The 20,986-nt window shown below is 56.6% G+C and carries 13 protein-coding genes; 1 reads left to right on the forward strand and 12 read right to left on the reverse strand.

Features of this window, described 5'->3' with window-relative positions:
* Window positions 1–5 precede the first annotated feature (5 nt).
* The gene (locus AC8GFP_RS06225) at window positions 6–8,813 is read left to right on the forward strand and encodes a YDG domain-containing protein (RefSeq protein ID WP_506611323.1); all 8,808 of its coding nucleotides are present in this window, start codon (window positions 6–8) and stop codon (window positions 8,811–8,813) included.
* Here AC8GFP_RS06225 and AC8GFP_RS06230 read toward each other — a convergent pair.
* The 12 genes from AC8GFP_RS06230 to AC8GFP_RS06285 all read right to left on the reverse strand — a co-directional run bounded on the left by AC8GFP_RS06230 (window position 8,810) and on the right by AC8GFP_RS06285 (window position 20,698).
* Complete coding sequence (locus AC8GFP_RS06230; RefSeq protein ID WP_506611325.1) at window positions 8,810–9,595, reverse strand: TIGR04255 family protein; 786 nt, start codon at window positions 9,593–9,595, stop codon at window positions 8,810–8,812. The two genes, AC8GFP_RS06225 and AC8GFP_RS06230, sit on opposite strands and share 4 nt — an antisense overlap.
* A gap of 61 nt (window positions 9,596–9,656) precedes the next feature.
* Window positions 9,657–10,487 (reverse strand): urease accessory protein UreD, encoded by an 831-nt coding sequence (locus tag AC8GFP_RS06235; RefSeq protein ID WP_506611327.1) that lies wholly within the window; start codon window positions 10,485–10,487, stop codon window positions 9,657–9,659.
* Between the two features lie 8 nt (window positions 10,488–10,495).
* On the reverse strand, window positions 10,496–11,881 hold the full coding sequence (locus AC8GFP_RS06240; protein ID WP_506611329.1) for a cyclic nucleotide-binding domain-containing protein: 1,386 nt from the start codon (window positions 11,879–11,881) through the stop codon (window positions 10,496–10,498).
* Between the two features lie 66 nt (window positions 11,882–11,947).
* The gene (locus AC8GFP_RS06245; RefSeq protein ID WP_506611331.1) at window positions 11,948–12,808 is read right to left on the reverse strand and encodes an ion transporter; all 861 of its coding nucleotides are present in this window, start codon (window positions 12,806–12,808) and stop codon (window positions 11,948–11,950) included.
* A gap of 69 nt (window positions 12,809–12,877) precedes the next feature.
* Window positions 12,878–14,002 carry an ion transporter gene (locus AC8GFP_RS06250; RefSeq protein WP_506611333.1) on the reverse strand — a complete coding sequence of 375 codons (1,125 nt, stop codon included), beginning with the start codon at window positions 14,000–14,002 and terminating at the stop codon, window positions 12,878–12,880.
* Window positions 14,003–14,023: 21 nt separating this feature from the next.
* Window positions 14,024–15,310: a chloride channel protein gene (locus tag AC8GFP_RS06255; RefSeq protein ID WP_506611334.1), complete on the reverse strand. Its 1,287-nt coding sequence runs from the start codon at window positions 15,308–15,310 to the stop codon at window positions 14,024–14,026.
* Window positions 15,311–15,328: 18 nt separating this feature from the next.
* Window positions 15,329–16,300 (reverse strand): ion transporter, encoded by a 972-nt coding sequence (locus tag AC8GFP_RS06260; protein ID WP_506611335.1) that lies wholly within the window; start codon window positions 16,298–16,300, stop codon window positions 15,329–15,331.
* An 8-nt stretch (window positions 16,301–16,308) separates the two neighbouring features.
* Entirely contained in the window at window positions 16,309–17,244 is a 936-nt protein-coding gene (locus AC8GFP_RS06265; protein ID WP_506611337.1) for an ion transporter, read from the reverse strand.
* A gap of 77 nt (window positions 17,245–17,321) precedes the next feature.
* On the reverse strand, window positions 17,322–18,053 hold the full coding sequence (locus AC8GFP_RS06270) for a hypothetical protein (RefSeq protein ID WP_506611339.1): 732 nt from the start codon (window positions 18,051–18,053) through the stop codon (window positions 17,322–17,324).
* A gap of 71 nt (window positions 18,054–18,124) precedes the next feature.
* The gene (locus AC8GFP_RS06275) at window positions 18,125–18,523 is read right to left on the reverse strand and encodes a hypothetical protein (RefSeq protein WP_506611341.1); all 399 of its coding nucleotides are present in this window, start codon (window positions 18,521–18,523) and stop codon (window positions 18,125–18,127) included.
* Between the two features lie 25 nt (window positions 18,524–18,548).
* Entirely contained in the window at window positions 18,549–18,902 is a 354-nt protein-coding gene (locus AC8GFP_RS06280) for a P-II family nitrogen regulator (RefSeq protein ID WP_506611343.1), read from the reverse strand.
* A 47-nt stretch (window positions 18,903–18,949) separates the two neighbouring features.
* Window positions 18,950–20,698 carry a DUF1538 domain-containing protein gene (locus AC8GFP_RS06285; RefSeq protein WP_506611344.1) on the reverse strand — a complete coding sequence of 583 codons (1,749 nt, stop codon included), beginning with the start codon at window positions 20,696–20,698 and terminating at the stop codon, window positions 18,950–18,952.
* Window positions 20,699–20,986 lie beyond the last annotated feature (288 nt).

The following is a 20,986-nucleotide window of genomic DNA, read 5'->3' on the forward strand; positions in this document are numbered from 1 at the left end:
GCAGCATGAACCACTGTTACAAAGTCATTTGGAACCAGGCCACCGCCACTTGCATGGCGGTGCCTGAAACCGCCCAAGGGCATGGCGCAGCTGTGACCGTGCACCCAGCGACGACGCGAGTTGCAGCAGGTTTCGCACACTTCTTCATCAAGCCCTTGATCGCGGCCTTGATCTGCATGGGGTTTTCTTTCGCGTCGCATGCTGCGCCCTTGGCCGCACCTGCACTGAATCAGTTGCCCATAGGTGCACAAGTCAGCGCTGGCGCGGCCCAGGTGTCGCAGTCGGGTGCGGTGTTGACGGTGAAACAAAGCAGCGACAAAGCGGTGCTGAATTGGCAGCGCTTCGATGTGGGTTCACAAGCCACGGTGCAGTTTGAACAACCCAGCGCTCAAAGTGTGACTTTGAACCGGGTGCAAGACAGCAACCCGAGCCAGATTTTTGGGCAGATCAAAGCCAATGGCGCGGTGTTCTTGCAAAACCCGAATGGTGTGTATTTCGCGCCGGGCGCGAGTGTGGATGTGGGCAGCTTGCTGGCCACCACGCACAGCATCAGCGATGCCGATTTCTTGAACGGCCATTACCACTTCAACCGCAGCGGTGCCGCTGGACACATCATCAACCACGGACAGTTGAATTCCAAGCTGGGCGGCTACATCGCTTTGTTGGCCCCTGAAGTGCGCAACCTCGGTGTGGTGGTGGCCAAGGGCGGCAGCATCGTGTTGGCCGCTGGAGAAACCTACCGCCTTCAATTTGAAGCCAATGACACGCTGACCAACATCTTGGTGTCACCCGCCACCGTGGCGGCTTATGTGGAGAATGGCCAGGCGGTGATGGCCCCCGGCGGCTTGGTGATTTTGTCGGCGCAAGCGGCCAATGCGATTCAAGGTGGCGTGGTCCACAACAGCGGCAGCATCCAAGCCAATGGCTTGGTGAACAATGGTGGTGTGGTGCGCTTGGTAGCCAGCCACCGCATTGAGCACACCGGTAGCGTCTCGGCCGATGCCGCGCAGAACAGCGCAGGCCAAGGTGGCCGCATCGACATCATCGCCAGCTTGAACAACCTCGACAGCGTGCTGCACGTGAATGGCAGCTTGAGTGCGCAAGGTGGCGCATTGGGTGGCGATGGCGGTCAGATTGAAACCTCGGGCTCGCAGGTGAGCATTGGCGAGGACACCAGCGTGGCCACCCACGCACCCCAAGGCACAGGCGGCAGTTGGTTGATCGACCCGACCGATTTCACGGTGGGCACAGGTGCAGGCAGCGACATCTCGGGGGCCACCTTGGGTGCCAACCTGAACGCCAACAACGTCACCATCCTCAGCAGCAGTGGTGCCAGTGGCACCAGTGGCGACATCCACATCAACGAGACGGTGAGTTGGTCCTCGGCGAACAAACTCACGCTGTCTGCGGCCAACAACATCAACATCCACAGCGCCATCAATGTGCCAACTGGTGGTTCGGTGGCCTTGGTGTACGGCACCAGCGTGGGCACCGGCGACTACAACTTCGGCAGCTTCAGTGCCAACAAAACAGAGTTCACCGGGTCGATCAACTTTGCGGGCACGGGTGCGGGTTTGTTCACCACCCAGTTGGGCAACAACGCGGTGGACAGTTACACCGTCATCAGCAACCCCAGCACCTATGCGGCAAGTACCAACGCCACAGGTGGCATCAACAGCACCAGCGGTAAATTTGCACTGGGCCAAAACTACAACTTCGACCGTTCTTTCACCGCGTCGCCCATCACTGGCACGTTCACCGGCAAGTTTGAAGGCTTGGGCCACACGGTGGGCAACCTCACCGGCACCGGTGCCATTGGTTTGTTCAGCAATTCATCAGGCTTGATTCGCGATGTCGGTGTCAACATGTCCGCCAGCAGCGCGGCCACTGGCACGGGCGGTTTGGTCAACACCAACTCAGGGGTGATCAAAAACAGTTTTGCCAATGCCTCTATTTATTCGGTCACCAACAGCGCTGGCACTGCGCTGAATAGCAACCTGGGTGGCTTGGTGGGCAACAACTCGGGCTTGGTAGCTAACAGTTTTTCGACGGGTGTTGTTTCCGGAGTTGGCTACATCGGCGGGTTGATTGGCAGCAATGGCTCGAGCAACAGCGCGAGCCCCAGCAACATCTTGAACAGTTTTTCAAAAGCCAGTGTGACGGGAACAGGCAGTTTTGTTGGTGGCTTGATTGGACAAAACACCACCACGGGAACGGGTGCATCATCGACGGTGACCAGCAGTTTTGCCACGGGGGATGTGAATGCAAGCGGCCCCAACTCGATTGGTGGTTTGATCGGATTCAACAATGCCGCTGGCGCCAGCAGCACGGTGGCCGTGACAGACAGTTATGCCACGGGCAACGTCAATGGCAACACCACCAATGGCGGCAACAATTATTATTTTGGCGGCTTGATTGGCTCCAACACGGTCAATGCCAGCGGTGGCATTGCCACGGTGACCGGCAGCCATGCCAGCGGCAACGTCACCGCAGCGTTTTCTTGGATGGGCGGGCTGATTGGTTTCAACCAAGTCAATTCCATCAACGGCGTGGCGAATATTCTGAACAGTTACGCCACCGGCACCGTTTGGAACAATCCTTCTTCGCTGACCAAAGGCACGGGCGGGCTCTTGGGTTTGAACCGCAGTGGCGCAGCTGGCAGCAGCTCGACGGTGACAGGCAGTTACGCCACTGGTGCTGTGTCCGCAGGGCAGCAATGGACAGGCGGCCTGATTGGTCAAAACTTCGCCAATGCCAGCGGCGTCAACCATGCCATCAGCAACAGCTACGCCACCGGTGCTGTCAGTGGCTCGACCAATGTGGGCGGCTTGGTGGGTTTGAACCAAGCTTCGAACTCGGGCACGGTCAGTGTTGCCAACAGCTATGCCACAGGGTCCGTGACAGGCACTCAGGGTGGTGTGGGTGGTTTGCTGGGCACCAACTCGATCGATACCGCGACCAGTTCCAGTGGCAATGTCACCAACAGTTACGCCAGTGGCAACGTCAGCAATGCTTCCAGCAGCAGTACGGGTGGCTTGATCGGCATCAACACGTCTGCCACGTCCTCGAATTCCGCGTACATCTCCAACAGCTACGCCACCGGTACTGTTTCTTCGGGGGGCGATTCTGTAGGCGGTTTGGTCGGCAACAACCAAGGCTATGGCGACGCCCGTATTTTGCAAAGCTATGCCACGGGCAGCGTGACCTCCACTTCAGCGCTGGGCAACAATGTCGGTGGCTTGGTGGGTTTGGTCAGCAGTGGGGCCAGTGGCAATGCCAACATCAACCAAAGTTATGCCACTGGCGCGGTCATTGCCGCCAAAACCTTGGGTGGATTGGTCGGTGTCATCAATGCAGGCGCAGGCTCGGCGAATGTGGAACAAAGCTATGCCACCAGTACAGTGCAACAGACGGCTGCAAGTGGTGTGGCAGGTGGCTTGGTCGGGCAGGTGAGCTTGCCGAGCAATGGGGGCTATGTACAAATCAGCAACAACTTTGCCACCGGCCATGTCAATGGCAGCACAGGCAGTTATCTCGGCGGTTTGGTGGGCAAGTTTGATGCTGCTGCCAAGGGCGGCATGCAAAACAACTACGCCATGGGCAGTGTCAGTGGCAGTGTCAACAGCGGTGGTTTGATCGGCGCATTGGCCACGGGCAGCAGCTTGCAAAACAACTACTGGAACAGCACCAACAACGCTGGCTTGAACACCACGTCGGGCGGTGTCGGCGGCAAACTCGTCGCCACCGCAGGTGTTGCAGCGTTGTCCACCACCGACATGCAAACCCTGTCCAACTTCAGTGGTTGGGACACCAACTCGGTCTGGCAGTCGCTGAGTTACTTCAACAACCAATTGCCCTTCTTGCGACAGAACAACACCTTGGCCACCATCAGCTTGGTGTCGGGTTCCAGTGTCTATGGCGACACGCCTGTGTTGAGCTATGCCATCACCAATTCGTTTGGCAGTGCCATCACCAGCCCCACCGCCACCGGCACACCGGTGTGGGAGCTGTTCAGCAATGGCGCGTCGGTGGGGATTCAAAGTATTTCCAGCACCACCAACGCCGGGTCTTACAGCCTCACCTACAACAGCGGCATCGCCTTGGGCAACTACACCATCATGAGTGGCGCGGCCAGCACCTGGACGGTGAGCAAGGCGTCTTTGGGTTTGTCTGTCACGGGCACCTACAGCGGCACCACCAGCATCACGCCTACCGCAACCACCGTGACGGGTTTGAAAAATGGCGAGACCATGGTGCCGACCGCCGTGACTTTGAACGATGCGAACGTGGCCACAGCCAACAAGTATGTGACGGCGATCACCGCCAACACGGGCAACGCCAACTTCAACAACTACGAAGTGGCGTCTTCGTTCAACGCCACACCGAACAGCACCAGCACCAACACGGCCAGCTTGAATCCGATCACGCTGTCGGTGACAGCCACAGCGAGTTTGACCGGCAACCCCTACAAAGGCAGCGCCTACACCGGCAGCTACACCAGCAGCGCCATGGTGGCTGCTGATGCGGCACTCATCAGCGTGTCGGGTGTGGCCACGGGCACGGACGCAGGCACCTATGCCTCCAACATGGTGGTGAGTTTGTCCGGCTCGGCGCAGACCAACTACAGCAACCCGGTCATCACCAATGCCAACTTGGTGATCTCGCCCAAAACCATCACCATCACCAACACCGCGTTGACTGCGGATTACGATGGTGTCACCAGCTATGCCGCGTTGGCAGGTCAAACCAATTATTCAAACACCGCCTTGGTCGGTGCAGATGCCATGGGTGGTGTCACCCAAACTGCCAACAAAACCGGCGTGGCGCAAGCGGGCAGTTTCAGCGTCACACCCAGTGCGGCCAGTGTGACCAGTGGCAACCCCAACAACTACCAGTTCAGCTTTGTGGCGGCCAACCACACGGTGAACCCGCTGTCGATCAGCGTGGCCAATGCAGCTGTGAACGACAAGGTGTATGACGGCAGTACCACGGCCTCGGTGGCCAGTGGCCAGGTGCAAGGCGTGTTGGCCATGGATGCGAGCAACATCAGCTTGACCCCAGCAGGCTCGTTCACCAGTGCCAATGCAGGTGTGAACATCCCGGTGAATTTGTCCTACAGCTTGAGCGGCACAGCGGCGGGCAATTACGTCATCAGCCAACCGACTGGACTCACGGCCAACATCACACCCAAAAACATCAGCATCACGGGCCAAACAGGTGCCAGCAAGGTGTATGACGCCACCACCACAGCCAGCATGACCGGCGGGCTGTTGTCGGGGGTGGTCAACACCGATGACGTGGCCTTGACGCAAGCAGGCACCTTCGCCAGCGCCAACGTGGGCACAGGCATTGCCATCACACCGAACAATGTCTTGACCGGCAGCAAAGCCGCCAATTACCAACTCACGCAGCCCACGGGTTTGCTCGGCGACATCACACCCGCCATCTTGACGGTGGAAGGTTTGTCGGCTTCGAACAAGGTCTATGACGGCACCACGGTGGCCACACTCACTGGTGTGGCGGTGGCCAAGCCCTTGGGTGGCGGGCAGGTCAACTTCAACGGCACACCCACAGGGTTTTTTGCCGACAAAAACGTGGGCACCAACAAGTACATTGATGTGACAGGCTTTAGCTTGTCGGGTGCAGATGCAGGCAACTACCAAGTCACAGGTTTGTATGGGGTGTACGGCGACATCACCCCAGCCACTTTGTCGGTCACGGGTCTGGTGGCTGGCCACAAGGTGTATGACGGCAGCACCGCTGCATCCTTCTCGGGTGCGTCCTTCACAGGCTTGTTCAGTGGGGATGTGGTGACCGCCACCACCGGCCTGTTCGACAACAAACATGCAGGCATCGGCAAAGCCGTGTCGGCTGTTCTGGGTGGCGCGGATGCAGGCAACTATGCAGCCACCGGGCTCACCGGCCACACCGCCGACATCACGCCTTTGGTGGTGAGTGTGACGGGGCAAGTGGCCGCGAACAAGGTGTATGACGCCAACACCAGCGCGGTCCTCAGCAGTGGCAGCTTGAATGGGGTGTTGGCAGGCGATGTGGTGACGCTGAACCAAGCAGGCCAGTTCGCCGACAAACATGCTGGTTTGAACAAAGCCGTGGTCGCCTCCAACACCTTGGGCGGCCTGGATGCGGCCAACTATGCGGTGAACCAACCCTCCTATGTGACGGCCAACATCAGCCGGGCCACCTTGGGCCTCTCGGGCTTGACAGCGGCTGACAAGGTGTACAACGCCGACACCGATGCTGTCGTGACCGGTGCACCCGTGGTCGCCGCCTTGGGTGCCGACAGCGTGACACTGCTCGGCACAGCCGCCGGGCAGTTCAATGACAAGAACGTGGGTGTGGGCAAGACGGTGTTGCTGAGCGGATTGAGCATCGACACCACCACCGGCGATGGTGCCAACTATGTGCTGCCCACCAGCATCGGCATGACGGCCAGCATCAGCCAACGCGACCTCACGGTCAGCAACACCATCGTGGCCAGCAAGGTGTATGACGCCACCACCACGGCCAGTGTGAGCGGTGGCACCTTGGTGGGTGTGCAAGGGGCCGATGTGTTGGTGCTGACACAAAGCTGCAGCTTCGCGGACAAAGATGCAGGCACCGGCAAAGCCGTCACCATCGCTGACAGCATCGCGGGTGCCGCCAAAGACAACTATCTTTTGATTCAACCCAGCAACGTCACCGGCGACATCACGCCTGCCTCCTTGACCCTCAGTGGTTTGACCGCGCTTGACAAAACCTATGACGGCACCACCACCGCCAGCTTGACGGGCATTGCGGTTGCTGAGCCCTTGGGTGCAGATCAGGTCACGGTGTCGGGAGTGCCGACAGCGGTGTTTGCATCAGCCCATGCAGGCACAGCCGTGCCTGTGACGGTTGCCAATCTGAGTTTGTCTGGGGCGGATGCAGGCAACTACAGCGTGGCCGCCATCACGGGTGTGTCGGCCAACATCAACCCAGCGCCTTTGACGGCCAGCGTCAACGCCTTCACCAAGGTGTACGACGGCAGCACGCAAGCAGCGCCCAGCTTGGTGTTGAGCGGATGGGTGGGCAGTGACAGCCATTTGGCTGTGCAAGCCGCAGCCACCTTGAACAGCAAGAACGTGTTGACGGCGACCCAATTGGTGGTGGACAGCGTGTCACTGAGCGATGGTGTGCATGGTGAATTGGCCAGCAATTACAGCCTAAGTGCGGGTCAAACCGGTGTGGCGACTGTCACCCCCGCACCCTTGACCGCCAGCGCAACCGCACCGAACAAGGTGTATGACGGCAACACCTCCGCCGCCCCCACACTGGCCATCACTGCTGGTTTGGTGGCTGGTGAACAACTGGGTGTGACCGGCACCGCCAGCTTCAATTCGAAGGACGTGTTGACTGCCAATGTGGTGACGGTGGACAGCATCAGCTTGGCAGACGGCACAGGCTTGGCCAGCAACTACAGCTTGAGCGCAGGTCAAACCACGGCGGCGTTCATCACACCCGCAGCCTTGACCGCCAGCGTGACCACACCGAACAAGGTGTACGACGGCACCACCACAGCAACCCCATCTTTGAGCATCACTGCTGGTTTGGTGGGCGGTGAACAAGTGGGTGTGAGTGGAACCGCCTCCTTCAATTCAAAAAATGTGTTGGCTGCCAATCTGGTGACGGTGGACAGCGTGACACTGAGCGATGGCATGAACGGTGAATTAGCCAGCAACTACAGCTTGAGCACGGGCCAAACCACGGCGGCCTTCATCACGCCTGCATCCTTGACCGTGACTGATGTTGCGGCAGCCAGTGCGGTCACCGGCAGTTTCAAACCCGGTGCTGCCGTGTTGGTGGGTGTCTTGGGGGCCGACAAAGTGATCGGCAGTGTTTCGTTGGACAGCCCCGACTACAGTTCACCCGGTTTTCTCAAGGTGGGTGACTACAAACAAGCGGTGAACACCTTGTCGGGTGAGGATGCAGGCAATTACGCGGTGGCCGCCTTCACCACGGCCTTGGCCAATTACACCGTGACAGCATTGCCTGTCAAAGCCCCGGTGGCGCAAGCCGTTGCTGTGGCCGCCTTTACCCAGCTGCCTGCCAACGTCACCACACAGCGATTGAATGACAGCCGCGCCAATCTGCAACCCGCTGCCAACCCATCCTCTTCCAATGCAAAGTCTGAGGTGTCTTCAGCCACCAGCAACACTGCAACAAGCAATGCAAGTACGAATACAACAACCAATGCAAGCAGCAATCCACAGTCCAGCGCCACCCAAACTTCAAACACCCTGAGCCAGGGGACAGCTACTGCGTCCGAAAGCTTCGGCAGCCTGAACACCCAAACCAACAATGCCAACACGCGTTCACCGAATTTGCTTCAGGCGTCACTGAAAGTGCCGGTGCGAGGCAGCACCGCCGTGGCACCAAACTTGAATCTTGTTGAGTCATCACTGGTGGCTGGCTTTAACGAGTTGGACCAAGATTTCAGCTTGCCTTCGCCTACAGCACCTGGCTTGCCCGATGTGTTTTCAAGCGCTCCCACCACACTTGAAACCAACAGCACGGAAATCGACGACATCACGCTTGATTTTGAAGAGCGCATCTACGCCGGTATCCGTGAAGTCATTCAAAGCCCGCTCACCTACCAGGTGTTGACAGGCGCATCCTCGGTGGCCTTCTTGGTGAAAACTTTGCTGCCCTCTTGGCTGCCCAGCTTCCAAGTGCCCGGCAGCTTGCCCAACCCCGCGCCGGTGCGCGTGCCCACCTCACCCGGGGCAATGGCCAGTGGCCGAACCAGCTTGGGCAGATGGCTTGGTCGGGCTTAGCGAAACCCGATGTCGCTCAAGGCCATGTCACTGACCGAGGATTGAAACGCCAGCCCCAAGATGGCGTGGATTTTTTGCAGGTTGTCTTTCACCGTGGACAAACTCAAATCTTGGTAACGCTCGATGAAGGCATCGCTGTCTAGAAAAATACTCGGCCCTTGGTGGGTGATCATGTGCGACTTGAACGCCATGTCGTTGCTTTGAATGTCGTGGGGCAGTTCCAGGCCTGAGGCGGGATGGGTCTTGACACGGTGCAGCAAATGGATCTCGTTGAATTGGTGCGCCAATTCGGTGTGGCCGTGGCCTGACAAACCACCAAAGCGGCCCAAGAGCTGCGCATCACCCACTTGCAAATAATCTTGCAAGCGCAGGCCCGGGCGCGGGATGATGCGCTTTAACAAACGCATGCCCATGCGGTGGCTGGTGACGATGTTGAGCATCTTGTTGATGATGTAAACACCTTCTTGAAACAAGCTGATGAAGGACTCGATGTCTTGAAAATCGGTCATCTTGAACACCAGGCACTGCTCGTTCAGGATGTATTGCCGCGTGTTGTCTATATTGGCAAACGCAAAGTGGTTTTGCACCGTGGGCAACAGCATTTGCTGCTCGCCCATTTGCTCTAGCTGCACCCCTTGGTTTTTCAGCACCTGGGCTTGCACATGGTTGGCCTGGTGAAACGCCGCTTGCACGGTGTTGATGTGCTGCGCCAGATGTTGCACCGCATGAAAACGCACTTCGGCAATCGCCAAGTAGGTGCAGTTGGGAGAGGGATGGCGCATCAGGCCATTCTAAAAATCAGGCCCGCCAAACCTTGCACTGGAATGCAAGCCTTTCAAGCAGTCACATGGCCCAAATGCGCGGTGCCACCGCAGGCATACCCCACACCTGGCTGCGCCACTGCAGCCAGACCTTTTTCAGCAAGTCCACCGCGGGCTCGAGTTGATCGGACAAGACCCGCAACACCACCACACGCGGGTTGGGTGAGCTGACCCCGGCTTGCAAACGCAGACTGTGCGCTTCACAGACCTCACGCGCCATGTGCAGAACCCGGGCGCGTTCATCGTCGGCCATGTCGCTGCCTTGCGCCAACCACAAAGTGGCTTGGCCACTGTGGCCATTCAGTCCCAAAGGGCTGTGCAGCAAACGCTGGTCGTCGGCGCGTATACAGCCGCGTTCCAACCAAACCCCTTCAATTTCCAAATGCTGTTGAAACTGGCCTTGCACAAAAGGCTGATGGGCATGCGGCAAGCCCAGTGCCGTGATGTCCCAGGCGATCAATTGGCTGTGCGGTGCGAGCTTGAACACCACCTGGTTGTGCGCTTGGCAACCGCTGTAGGCCAGGGCTTCCAAGGGCAGCCATTCCAAACGTGCGTGGTCGGCCAAAGTGGCCTGCACCTGTTGCGAGGCGGTGAGGCCATCCGAGCCGTAAAAACGCGTCGCCCCAGGCGTGGTGATCAAGGCGTGGGCATGGGCTTGCAGGTTCAAACCAATGCGCAGTTCGTCACCCCCCACCAAGCCACTGGGCGGGTGCACCAAGATGTTGTGGCACACCGCATCGCCTTCGGGGTAGAGGCTTTTCAGAATCCGCAGTGGGCCTTCGTGCAGATGGCGGGCGACGCAACGCTGGTCTTCAACGCTGTAATCCACATCAAGTTTGGCCAGCCAAGACATTCAGCGTTTCATTCCAATAATTTGAAACCCACGGCGCAGACAAATCCCACCAGGGTGGAAAAGCCCGCCATGTTGGGCGTGGACAAGTGGGCAGCTTCGGGCAACATGGCCGAGCCAATCATGGTCAGCATGGCCCCTGCAGCAATGCCTTCCACCACGATCATGGCGCTGTGCGGAATCGACTCACCCACATAGGCACCAAAGGCCGCACCCAAAGCGCAAATCACGGTCAGCACCGACCACAACATGATGATTTTGAAAGTGGTGAATCCTTGGTGCTTCATGTTGACACTGGCAGACAAGGCTTCAGGAAAATTGGCCAATAACAAGGCGCCGACCAAGGTCAGGGGCATCACTTCCATGAAAGTCAGCGGCACACCCGCCGCGGTTTTGGCGGCCACCAGCGACAGCATGACCGTGCCAATCACAAAACTCTCGGGGATCACGTCCAACAAATTGCCCAGCCAAATTGCCATACCCGCATTGTTGTGTTCGTCTTTCATGCTGCTCAGGTCGGTGGGCGTGGGCAAGGTGCTGCCGTTGCTGCGCAAGGCTTGAATCGCCAAGTCGGCCCATTCTTGTTTCGCATGGGTGGCTTCGTCCACTTGGCGTCGGTTTTCTGAAATGCGTTGGCTGGCCAATTCGCGCACCGAGGCTGCGAACTCGGGGTGGTTGCGGGCAAACGCCTCGTACTGGGATTTGTGCAAGACCAACAACTCGGCCGGGCCATGTTCGGCCACGGCGATGGTGCTGTGGGCTTGGTGTCCCAAGAACGAGACCTCGCCAACCAGGTCGCCACGGTCCGCAGCGTGGCCCGTGCCGTCGCTGTGCGACAAACGCAAGCTGCCGTTGCGCACGATGTAGAGCTCGTTGGAAGCGTCACCGATGTTAAACAGGGTTTCGCCTTCCACCAAAAACTTGGGGTGCAGCAACTTGATCAACTCCTGCATCAAGGCCGGTGACATGCTGTTGAAAAACGAGGAACTGCCAATCGACTGGATCAGCTCGACTTGTTGTTGGTGTTTGTTCTTCGTGTGCTGGGCCAGCACATAAGCGCCTTTGCGCAAATAGCCGCCATGGGCACTCAGGAGTTGGTCGAGCAGCAGGAACAGCAAACCGCCGCCCATCATGCCCAGCAGCATCGCCACCATGTGACCCATTTCAGCACTCCGTTGGGACGGCTCGGCATTGGACAGGGCTTGCACCGTGGGCGCCACCAGTTCAATGGCCAGCGCAGAGATGAGGGCCCCGGCACCAAAACCGGCCATGGCCCCCACGGTGTTGTTCGACATCGGCGTGGTGATACCGACAATCGCCCCCAACACCATGGAGCCCGCTGCAATCGCGCCCAACAGGGCGGCCCACAGAATCAATGTTGTGCTCATGTCGTTCATGGCTGTCTCCGGTGGGGTCAAGGACCTTGTTCTGGGCGAACCATGTTCTGGTTGGAGCGCCTATTGTCAGCTATGCAAATAAGCGGGCAATTTCGCGCCACACTTGTGGCAGTGAACAGCTGACGCCATGTGACCCTCGGTCAAGCATTCATGGCAACTGCGGGTGGTGACATGGTCCGACAAATGTTCGCCCCGGTAGTGCAGCGCCATCTCGGCCGTCACAATGCCGGTGGGAACGGCCAGGGTGCCCCAACCGATCAACATCAAGACCGATGCGACGAACCGCCCCAAGTCAGTTTTGGCAGTGATGTCACCAAACCCCACCGTGGTCACGGTGGTGATGGCCCAGTAAATCGAGGTAGGAATGCTGGTGAAGCCATTGTTCGGCCCCTCAATCACATACATCAAACTGCCAACGATGATCACCAGCAGCATCACAAAGGACAGGAAAACCATGATTTTTCGGCGGCTGTCACCCAAGGCCAGCACCAGCCATTGGTATTCAGCCACATAGCCGGGCATCTTCAGCACCCTGAAGATGCGCAACAAGCGCATCACCCGCACGTCCATCAGTGCATAAAGCTCAGGAAAAAACAACGCCAAGTAGGTGGGCAACAAAGCCAGCAAATCGATCACACCAAAAAAACTGCGCGCATAAATCCACGGCCTCGGATGGCACAGCAGGCGAATCACATACTCAGCGGTGAACAAAATGGTGAAGAACCATTCAGCCACTAAAAAAGGTGTGCGAAACCCATTGTGCAGACCTTGAACGCTGTCAGCCATCACCACCAAAACACTCAAGAAAATACACCAGATCAAGGCAATGTCAAACCGCCGGCCCCACAGCGTATCGGCTTCAAAAATGATCGTGTAGGCGTGGAGCCGCCAGCCAGTCAGGGGGGTGCTTGAGGAAATTGTTTGCATGTGAATAGTTGGGGTGATGAAAAAGGGCAAGCCCGAAGCTTGCCCACCAAAGGCCTGGGATGGATCAGATCAGTCGATGATCTTGGAGTTAAACATGGTGCCATCCAAGTCCAAGGGGTAGTCCATGTCTTTGATGATCATCAACAAGCCTTGGAAGACAAAGATCACCAGCAGCTGCACAAACAAACCCGTGATGCCCGGCGTGGCCATCATGACCAACACAAAATACAGGTTGGCCAGCAAACCCAACCAGCCATAAAAAGCCGCAGGAAAGGTGATTTGCGTGGTGGTCAGCAGACCCGACACCCGCTGCACCAGCACCGCGTGAAACGGCACATCCATGCTGGGTCGTGTTTTGACCACGGCGCGAACTTGGCTGAGGAAGGTGTCTGCGCTGCTTCTCATGGCGTCGTAGGACAGTTTGCTCTTGACAAAGCTGGCCATGTCTTTGCGGAAGGTGCCAAAAATGGCAGTGCGTTGCTCTGGGGTGACGTTTTCAAACACATCCTTGAAATCGCGCTCAAAGTTGTCCACCGCATCCATGGTGGTTCTGTGCATTTCCGTGATCAAGTCCCGCTTGCGGTTGACCACACCAAAGGTGATGGCCAATGCAATGCCCATGACCGAACCCACAGCGGTGACCGCCAACAACAAAATGGGGCGCTCAATGTATTGGTAAATATTGAGTTGCAGGGTCTTATCCACCGAGCTCACCAACACCCGCAAACCCAAGTGGGCCGCCATGTTGCCAAACACCAAGCTGAAGACGGAGATGCCCAAAATTTCGGTCAGCAAACTGCTCATGCGCAACAGCTGCAGGACCCGCAAAAGACGGAACAAGCGCAGCAAGCCCAAAATCTCCAGGTGCTGCTCTGGCATCAAACCCCAATAGGCCATCACCACCAAGGCAGACGGCACAATGGCCAGCAAATCAAACACCAGCAAGATGAAATTCTTGGCGTCTGTCAGTGGTTGGGTCGCCACACGAAGCAAGAAATCAATGGAAAACACCACCAAGAAAAACAGCTCAAACCACATCACCCAGGTTTGGCTGTGGTGAAAGGCTTGTGGCAACTCCAGACTGAAAAACAAAAACAAGACTGAAACCACAATGGTGAACAGCACCAATGACAAGTACTGCTTGCCCAGCGGGGTGGTGGGGTGTTGCAATTCCTCTCTGAGATTGACAGCCATGTTGGTACTCCTTGGTGTGTATCAGGGTTGACGAGGCGGGGGAACGGGAATGAGTTTGTTCATCAGCGTGACATACAAACTGGTGGGGCAAATCAAACGCGCCACCCAAGTGGCGCCAAAGCTCATCATCAGCATGGCCAGAATGTGGTCGTACATGCCGGTCATCTCCACCACCACCAAGGTGGCGGTCAAGGGCGCTTGAATGACCCCGGCCAAGAAAGCCGCCATACCGGCCGCAATCAAAAACACGCGGTCGTTGCCACCAACGAAATAAACAGACAGGTCTTGCCCAATGCCAGCACCGATGGACAGGGACGGGGCCAAGATGCCGCCGGGTATGCCTGTGGCAAAGCTCAAAGTGGTTGACAACCATTTCATCAACCCAAAGCCCATGGTGTTGGCGTGTTCAGGGCTGAGGTTGAGCATTTGGTAAGCCACATCATTGCCACTGCCCAAGGTCAGGCCTTGGCAGGCGATGGCCAAGATGGCGAGCAACAAACCGATGGCGGCTGCCAAACCCGCTGCTTGCAAAGGGGTGCGCGTGGTCGGCAGGATGCGCGGCAAACCCGTGCCCATGAGCCAAGTCATGGCGCCTGCCAACAAACCACAGACAGCACAAGTGAGCAACAACACCCCCGCGGTTGGCAGACTTGGCTCAGGAACATTCAATGCCAAGGGTGAATAGCCATCAAACAATCGATAGCTGATCCAAGCGGAGGCGATGATGCACAACAGGGCAAAGGAACGCGAGCGGAAGTAGCGGCGTGACCCGAGTTCTTCAAAGGCGTACATCGCCCCGGCCAGCGGCGTGGTGAAGGCCGATGCCAAACCCGCTGCCCCGCCAATGATGACCAAGGTGCGGGGGTCGATCCGCACACGCCGCACCGCCTTCAAGCCCCAGCCAGCCATGATGGCCGCACCAATTTGCACCGCCGGGCCCTCGCGGCCAATGGAGGCGCCACACAACATGCCCAGAATCACCAAAATGGTTTTGAACACCGCTTGCACAGGCGAGATCAGGGTTTTCAGAAAGGACCGAACCCGTCCCATGTGAATCACCGCCATGGCTTGGGGAATGCCACTGCCGCCTGCTTGCGGCGCCAGCTTCATGGTGGCGTAGCGAATGAGCGCAAAACCGACCGGCATGACCAGCAACAACCAATAGGGGTTGTGTTCGAACAGCACGCGGTTCCAAGACAGCGCCCAGGCCTCACCTCTGGCCAAGGCATACATGGCGACGGCCACCCACAATGGACCCAAGGCCAGCAGGCCGTAGTCGAGGAGGCGACGTAAAAATCGAGGTTTCATGTGAGCTTTTAAATGGGCTTAGTTTTTGGAATCGGCCACGCGTTTTTCATCTTCCATTTGCGCCACCAGGGCGGCCACTTGGTCATCGGACATGCCAAATTTGGCTTGCAAGGCTTTCAGGTGTTCTTGTTCCTCCTCGGTCACCACGCCATCGGCCAGCACCTCGCGCAGCTCCATTTCGTAAAGCGCTTCGCGGCGCTCGACTTGGGCGGTGTAAGCAGAGGCGACCACACCGGTCAAGATCGCGGCCAAGGCGATCGACAAAATTTGGGTGCAAATCACCAAGACGGTGCCAAAGTAAGTCACGGGTTCCACATTGCCCCAACCTGCAATGATGGTGACCGAAAACCAGTGCATGGCTGCAGGAATTGATGGGAACACATCGGGTTGGGCATGGCCTTCGACGATGTAAATCAGCGAGGAGAACAACATGCAGCTGATGAACAGCAAAAACACAGCCGATGAAAAAGAGTCGCGTTCGGCTTTGACGGCGGCCACGATGTCCTCAAAAGCGCTGTTGTAGCGCGAGAGTTTGAAAATACGCAGCAAACGGAACAAGCGCAGCACACGCAGATCGGCCGCTGGGAACAAGAGTTGCAAATAAAACGGCACGGTGCTGACGAAGTCAACGATGCCGTAAAAGCTGAACACGTATTCTTTTCGACCGCGCCAACTGCCAGGGGCTTGGCCGTTGGGGGTGGCTGGTTTACCAATATCGTATTTGGCGCCGCAAGACCAAACCCGCAGCAGGTATTCCAAGGTGAACACCGCGACGCTGAAAACATCAAAGGCATGAAAAGCAGCCGCATGGGGTTGCAGAATTTCAGGCACGGATTCCAAAATGATGGCGATCACGTTGGTCACCACCAGGGTGGCCACAAACACCTCGATGGAACGGCTGTACTTGTCAACCACAGCGCCTTCCATGATTTCATAGGCGCGGTGTCTCACGCGTTGGTAGGGGGTCAGGTGGAGGCGAGATTGGGGCATGGCGAGGGTCATCCCTTGGATGCGGATTTATTTTGCGCACGCAACAACATGGCTTGCACTTGCTCATCGGTCAAACGGTATTGGGTTTGCAGACGTTTCAGACTGGCTTCTTCGGCATCGGACATCAACCCATCTTCAAACACCTCACGCAATTGGGCTTCAAAAGCGGCCTTTTTGCGGGCCACTTGGTTGGCAAACGCCGAGGCCACGATACCGGTCATGATGGCGGCCATGCACACACCAATGAAGCCGGTGACCAGTGCAATGACTTCGCCCGCTTTGGTCAAGGGCTCCACATTGCCGTAGCCCGAGGTGATGCTGACGATGGCCCAGTAGATTGAATGCGGAATGGTGCCGAAGTCTTTCGGATTGAGACGACCTTCGGCCACATGCATCAAGGAGGCAGACACGATGGTGGCGATCGTGATCAAGAACACCGCCGAGCCAAAGGCCTTGCGCTCTGAATACACCGCCCGAAACAAGTCTTGCAGGGCTGTGTTGTATTTGGTGAGCTTCAAAAGCCGCAACAAACGAAGCACACGCAAGATGCGCAAATCAATATAGGGAAAGAAGAAATGCAGGTAGTAGGGCATGGTGGCAAAGAAGTCCACCAAACCATACGTGCTGAAGATGTACTGAAATCGGCCTTTCCAAGCGCCGCCTTCGGTGGGAGCGTACTTGGCACCCAAGGACCAGACACGAGACAGGTATTCAACAGTGAAAAACATCACACTCCAAAACTCGAGGGTGTGAAAGAAGGCTTGGTATTTGGCGTGGATTTCAGGAACCGAATCAAGAACCACGGCCGTGCAATTGATCAGCACAACCGCAGTGATGACCCATTCCACATAACGGCTGGCCGTGTGCTTGGGTGAACCGTCCAAAATTTCCATCAGACGGGTTTGGAAGGAAGCTTTGACTGGCGATGACATCGTTGAATTCATGGGCAATGCAGGATTGTCAGACAAAAAAGAAGCAATCTCGAAAGATTGCTTCTTTAAAACCCTGCATGAAGGGGAAATTACATGGCGAACATGGAGTCTGCTACGCGGTTTTGATTGGCATCAATCTTCTCGCGCAGCTTGACCAGTTCGTCGCGCTGCTCGTTGGCATTGTCTTGCAGTTCACCCAAGGATTCCGCCAAGTCGGCGCTGTGTGCCGCCACTTGTTGAATCGTTTTGCGGTTTTCCAAGGAATTGGTGCGCAAACCGGTGACCAGATCGTAGTTTTCCATGGCCCGGGCATCATTGTTGGTGGTCGTTGCAGCATGCATGAGCTGCAGCAGTTCACCGTCAAACCATTGGGCGTTTTTGTCGGCCATTTCATCGGCATGCTCTTGCATGCGTTCGCAAATGGAGTGGTAGTTGGCAGCCACGGCTTGCAATTGCTTGATGGCTTCGATCATGCTTTCGGAGGCTTTGAGCATCTCGCGGTTCATGCGAGAGCGGTTTTCCAAGTATTCCAAACGCACGCGGTTGGTCATGGTGCGCTGGAACAATTCTTCGGCATCCGAAGCTGGCTTGAGTGTTTCCAGCATCGCCAAGCGGTTGCGGTACACATCGTCCAAAGTGCGCATGACCAACTCACGGTTGCCAGAGGCTGTGATGGTGTAGGCCTGCATTGCATCAGTGACGTTTTCTTCCACCCGACTGCGGGTGGATTGAACTTGGGCTGTGTTGAACTGAACATAGGCTTCAGCATCAAAAATCAGACGTTTGTTGCGCTGAATACGGTTTTTGACTTCTTCGCTCATGGATGACTCCTTGTTGGGGTGGCAGTTGATCGCCTGAAAAATGTTTGAATGGACTTGCTGTGGTGTTGGCGTTAGCTGACTGCTTCGTACTGCATATCGGCTGGCATCACATTGGGTGAGGAGCGGATCAATCGGTTGACCGAAATCACACCCATGCCGGGCTGGTTCAAATTGAACTCTTCGTAGATGAATTTGTAGATGTAGTCGGCCTGGTCGGCAGAAACCACAGCATGCAAGACTTCAGTTTTGGGCATTTCAGGCAAGTCACCCGCCAGTGAGGCGCGGCCAATCGGGTTGCCGCGCACGTTGTAGTAATAGGCTTCATTCACGCCTTTGTGGTGCAGTTCCTCCAACACCTTTTCCGCGCCACCTTCATAAAGAATGCAGGTGAGCATGCGGGTGTAGGTGATGTTGGGAATCACCACAGGCTTGTCTTCAAGCACGGCTTCTTCTGTGTGTTCGTTGCTCATGTCAGTTCAACTCCTGTGGTGTTGCTCAGTCGTTGAGCAAATGCGGCGGGATGTAGGTGGCGGCTTGCAGCAAAGGCGTGACAAAAATGTAGCCATTGCCAGGGATGTCCAGATGGGCAGCCAAGAAAATCCGTTCGAAGATGCGATCGACTTGGTCCATCGGGACCAGCACGCTCATGATTTCGCGCTCAACGTCCACCGCAATACCCAAGATGCCCATGCGCTCGCGCACACCGGTGCCCACGCCGTAATGCACGGTGGCACCCTGGACGCCGACATCCAACAAAGAAGCGTTGACGCCATCGGCCAAGCCTTTTTGAATCACACATGTGATGTTCGCAACCTCGGTCAAATTTGTAACCTTGCGTTTGGTAGCCATGAAATTCCCCTTTGACTATTTCTAAGAATGTTTGTTTGGATGGGTTGTCAAGCAGCTTGTGCTTTGGACAACTCGCGTTTTGTTTTCCACTCGACGTACACGCCCAAGGCGAGCACCGAGCAAATAGGTGCAATCGAGGCAGCAGCCAAGATGCCAAAGCCTTCCAAAGCGCCGACCGCTTTGCCAAAGCCCAAGCCCATGGCCAGCACCAAAGGCACGGTCACCGGTCCGGTGGTCACACCCGCACTGTCCCAGCCGACATTCACAAAGGCTTCTGATGACACCAAGGTCAAGACCAAAGCAAGGAGATAGCCGGGGACCAAGATGTACAACAAGTTGTAGTCAAAGATCAGCTTGGTCACGCCCAACATGATGCCGGTGGCCACGCCAATCGCAACCGCATACATCAGCATAGATTTCTTGAAGGAGCCGTTGGTCAGGTTTTGCACCGTCACGCCCAAGGCGTTCAAGGCAGGCTCGGCCATGGTGGCGGCATAGCCCAAGAACCAGGCGAAGGCGGCAGCCAAGAACATGCCAACAGCTGGTGAGTACAAGGCTGGTGAGCCATCCAAGCTGACGAAAGCGATGGGGATGAGTGAACCAGTTTGTGAGCCCAAGGCGGCCAAACCGTAGGTCAGGCCGACGTTGAAGGTGCACATGCCCAATACACACATGATCAAACCGGCAACGATGATGAAGGCGTTGGGCAGTTTTTCACGCAGAACCGCAAACAACACGATCAACAAAAACAGCACCAAAGGCACGATGGCCTGGATGCCCATCTTGATGTCCAAGCCAGGGGAGGCTTCGTACCAAGCGGGGTTGGTGGCTGCGGCTGCAGCGGCTTTGGAGGCTTCAGCCGCGGCCAAAATGTCAGCGACTGGCAAGGTGAACTTGAGGTAGATGCCCAAGCTCAACACCGCCACGACCGGGAAAATGGAGGCCAAAGTCACAATGCCAAAACCGGACAACTGACCGCTGCTTTTGCCGCCCGAGTTGGCCACGCCAATGCCCAGCGCCAGAACCAATGGCACAGTCACTGGACCGGTGGTCACAGCACCGCAGTCCCATGCCAAGCCAACGATGGTGGCGAGTTCGGGGTCCATGGCGCAATAGGCGGTCAAAAGCACGCCAGGTGCCAAGGCGATGAAGATCAGAGGCTTGAGTGACCAGTCATACAGGAAACGAACCGTGCCCAAAACCGCGGCCACGCCCACACCCAAGCCCACCAACAAAACGGTGTAGGGGGCATGCGCATTCAGCATGGTGTAGAGGTAAGGCGCTTTGGTGGGGTCCACAATCGAACCAGCCACTTGCAAGGTGCCAATGGCGGGTTCGGCGTAGGTACAGCCAATGCCCAGCAAGAAGGCCACGGTCAACACGCCCGGCAGAGGGAGTTTCTGCGGCAATTTGCTACCGATGATGTCCCCGAAAGGCATCAGGCCCAGCTTCAAACCTTCCATGAAGATCATCAAGCCAATCATGACGGCGATCAAACCACCGCCAATCAACGTGGCATCTTGGATGGAGCGTTGGAGCACGATGTACTGGAACAAGGCCAAAAACAGGGCCAGGGGCACCACTGCGCGGGCTTGCTCCATGAAGCGGGTGTTGAAATAGGGTTTCAACACATTCATCACGTCCGCACCGGAGAGCTTGAGCTTTTCCGGTTTGCTGGTGATTTCCTTGCCGTTTTTGTCAAGTCTTGGTTTGGGCATCAGCTTGTCATAGCTGATGGTGTTCGAGTCGACAGTGACAGCCTGTACATACTCTCCAAATCGGATGTTCTTCGCCATGGGCTTATTCCCCTTTGAATTGATAAAATCGAACGGCATGATAGAACAATTAAAAATGAAAAAAGATCAGTATTTAACCGATTAAACTCAAATTACTATATTTATATATTTTTAATCTTTTATGTATGTTTTTATATTAAATTTATTTGATTTTGAGGCAGCGCCAGTTCGACAAATGGGCCACAAGCCGCTTGTCAAGCATGGAAACCCACCCGCCCAAACCCATGAAAGTTGCCGCAACCGCCCCAGCTGGAGTCCGTGTGACTTGTTTGGGCATTCGGGGGTGGT

Source organism: Limnohabitans simekii (SeqCode), from assembly GCF_965234735.1.
GTDB lineage: Bacteria > Pseudomonadota > Gammaproteobacteria > Burkholderiales > Burkholderiaceae_C > Limnohabitans > Limnohabitans simekii.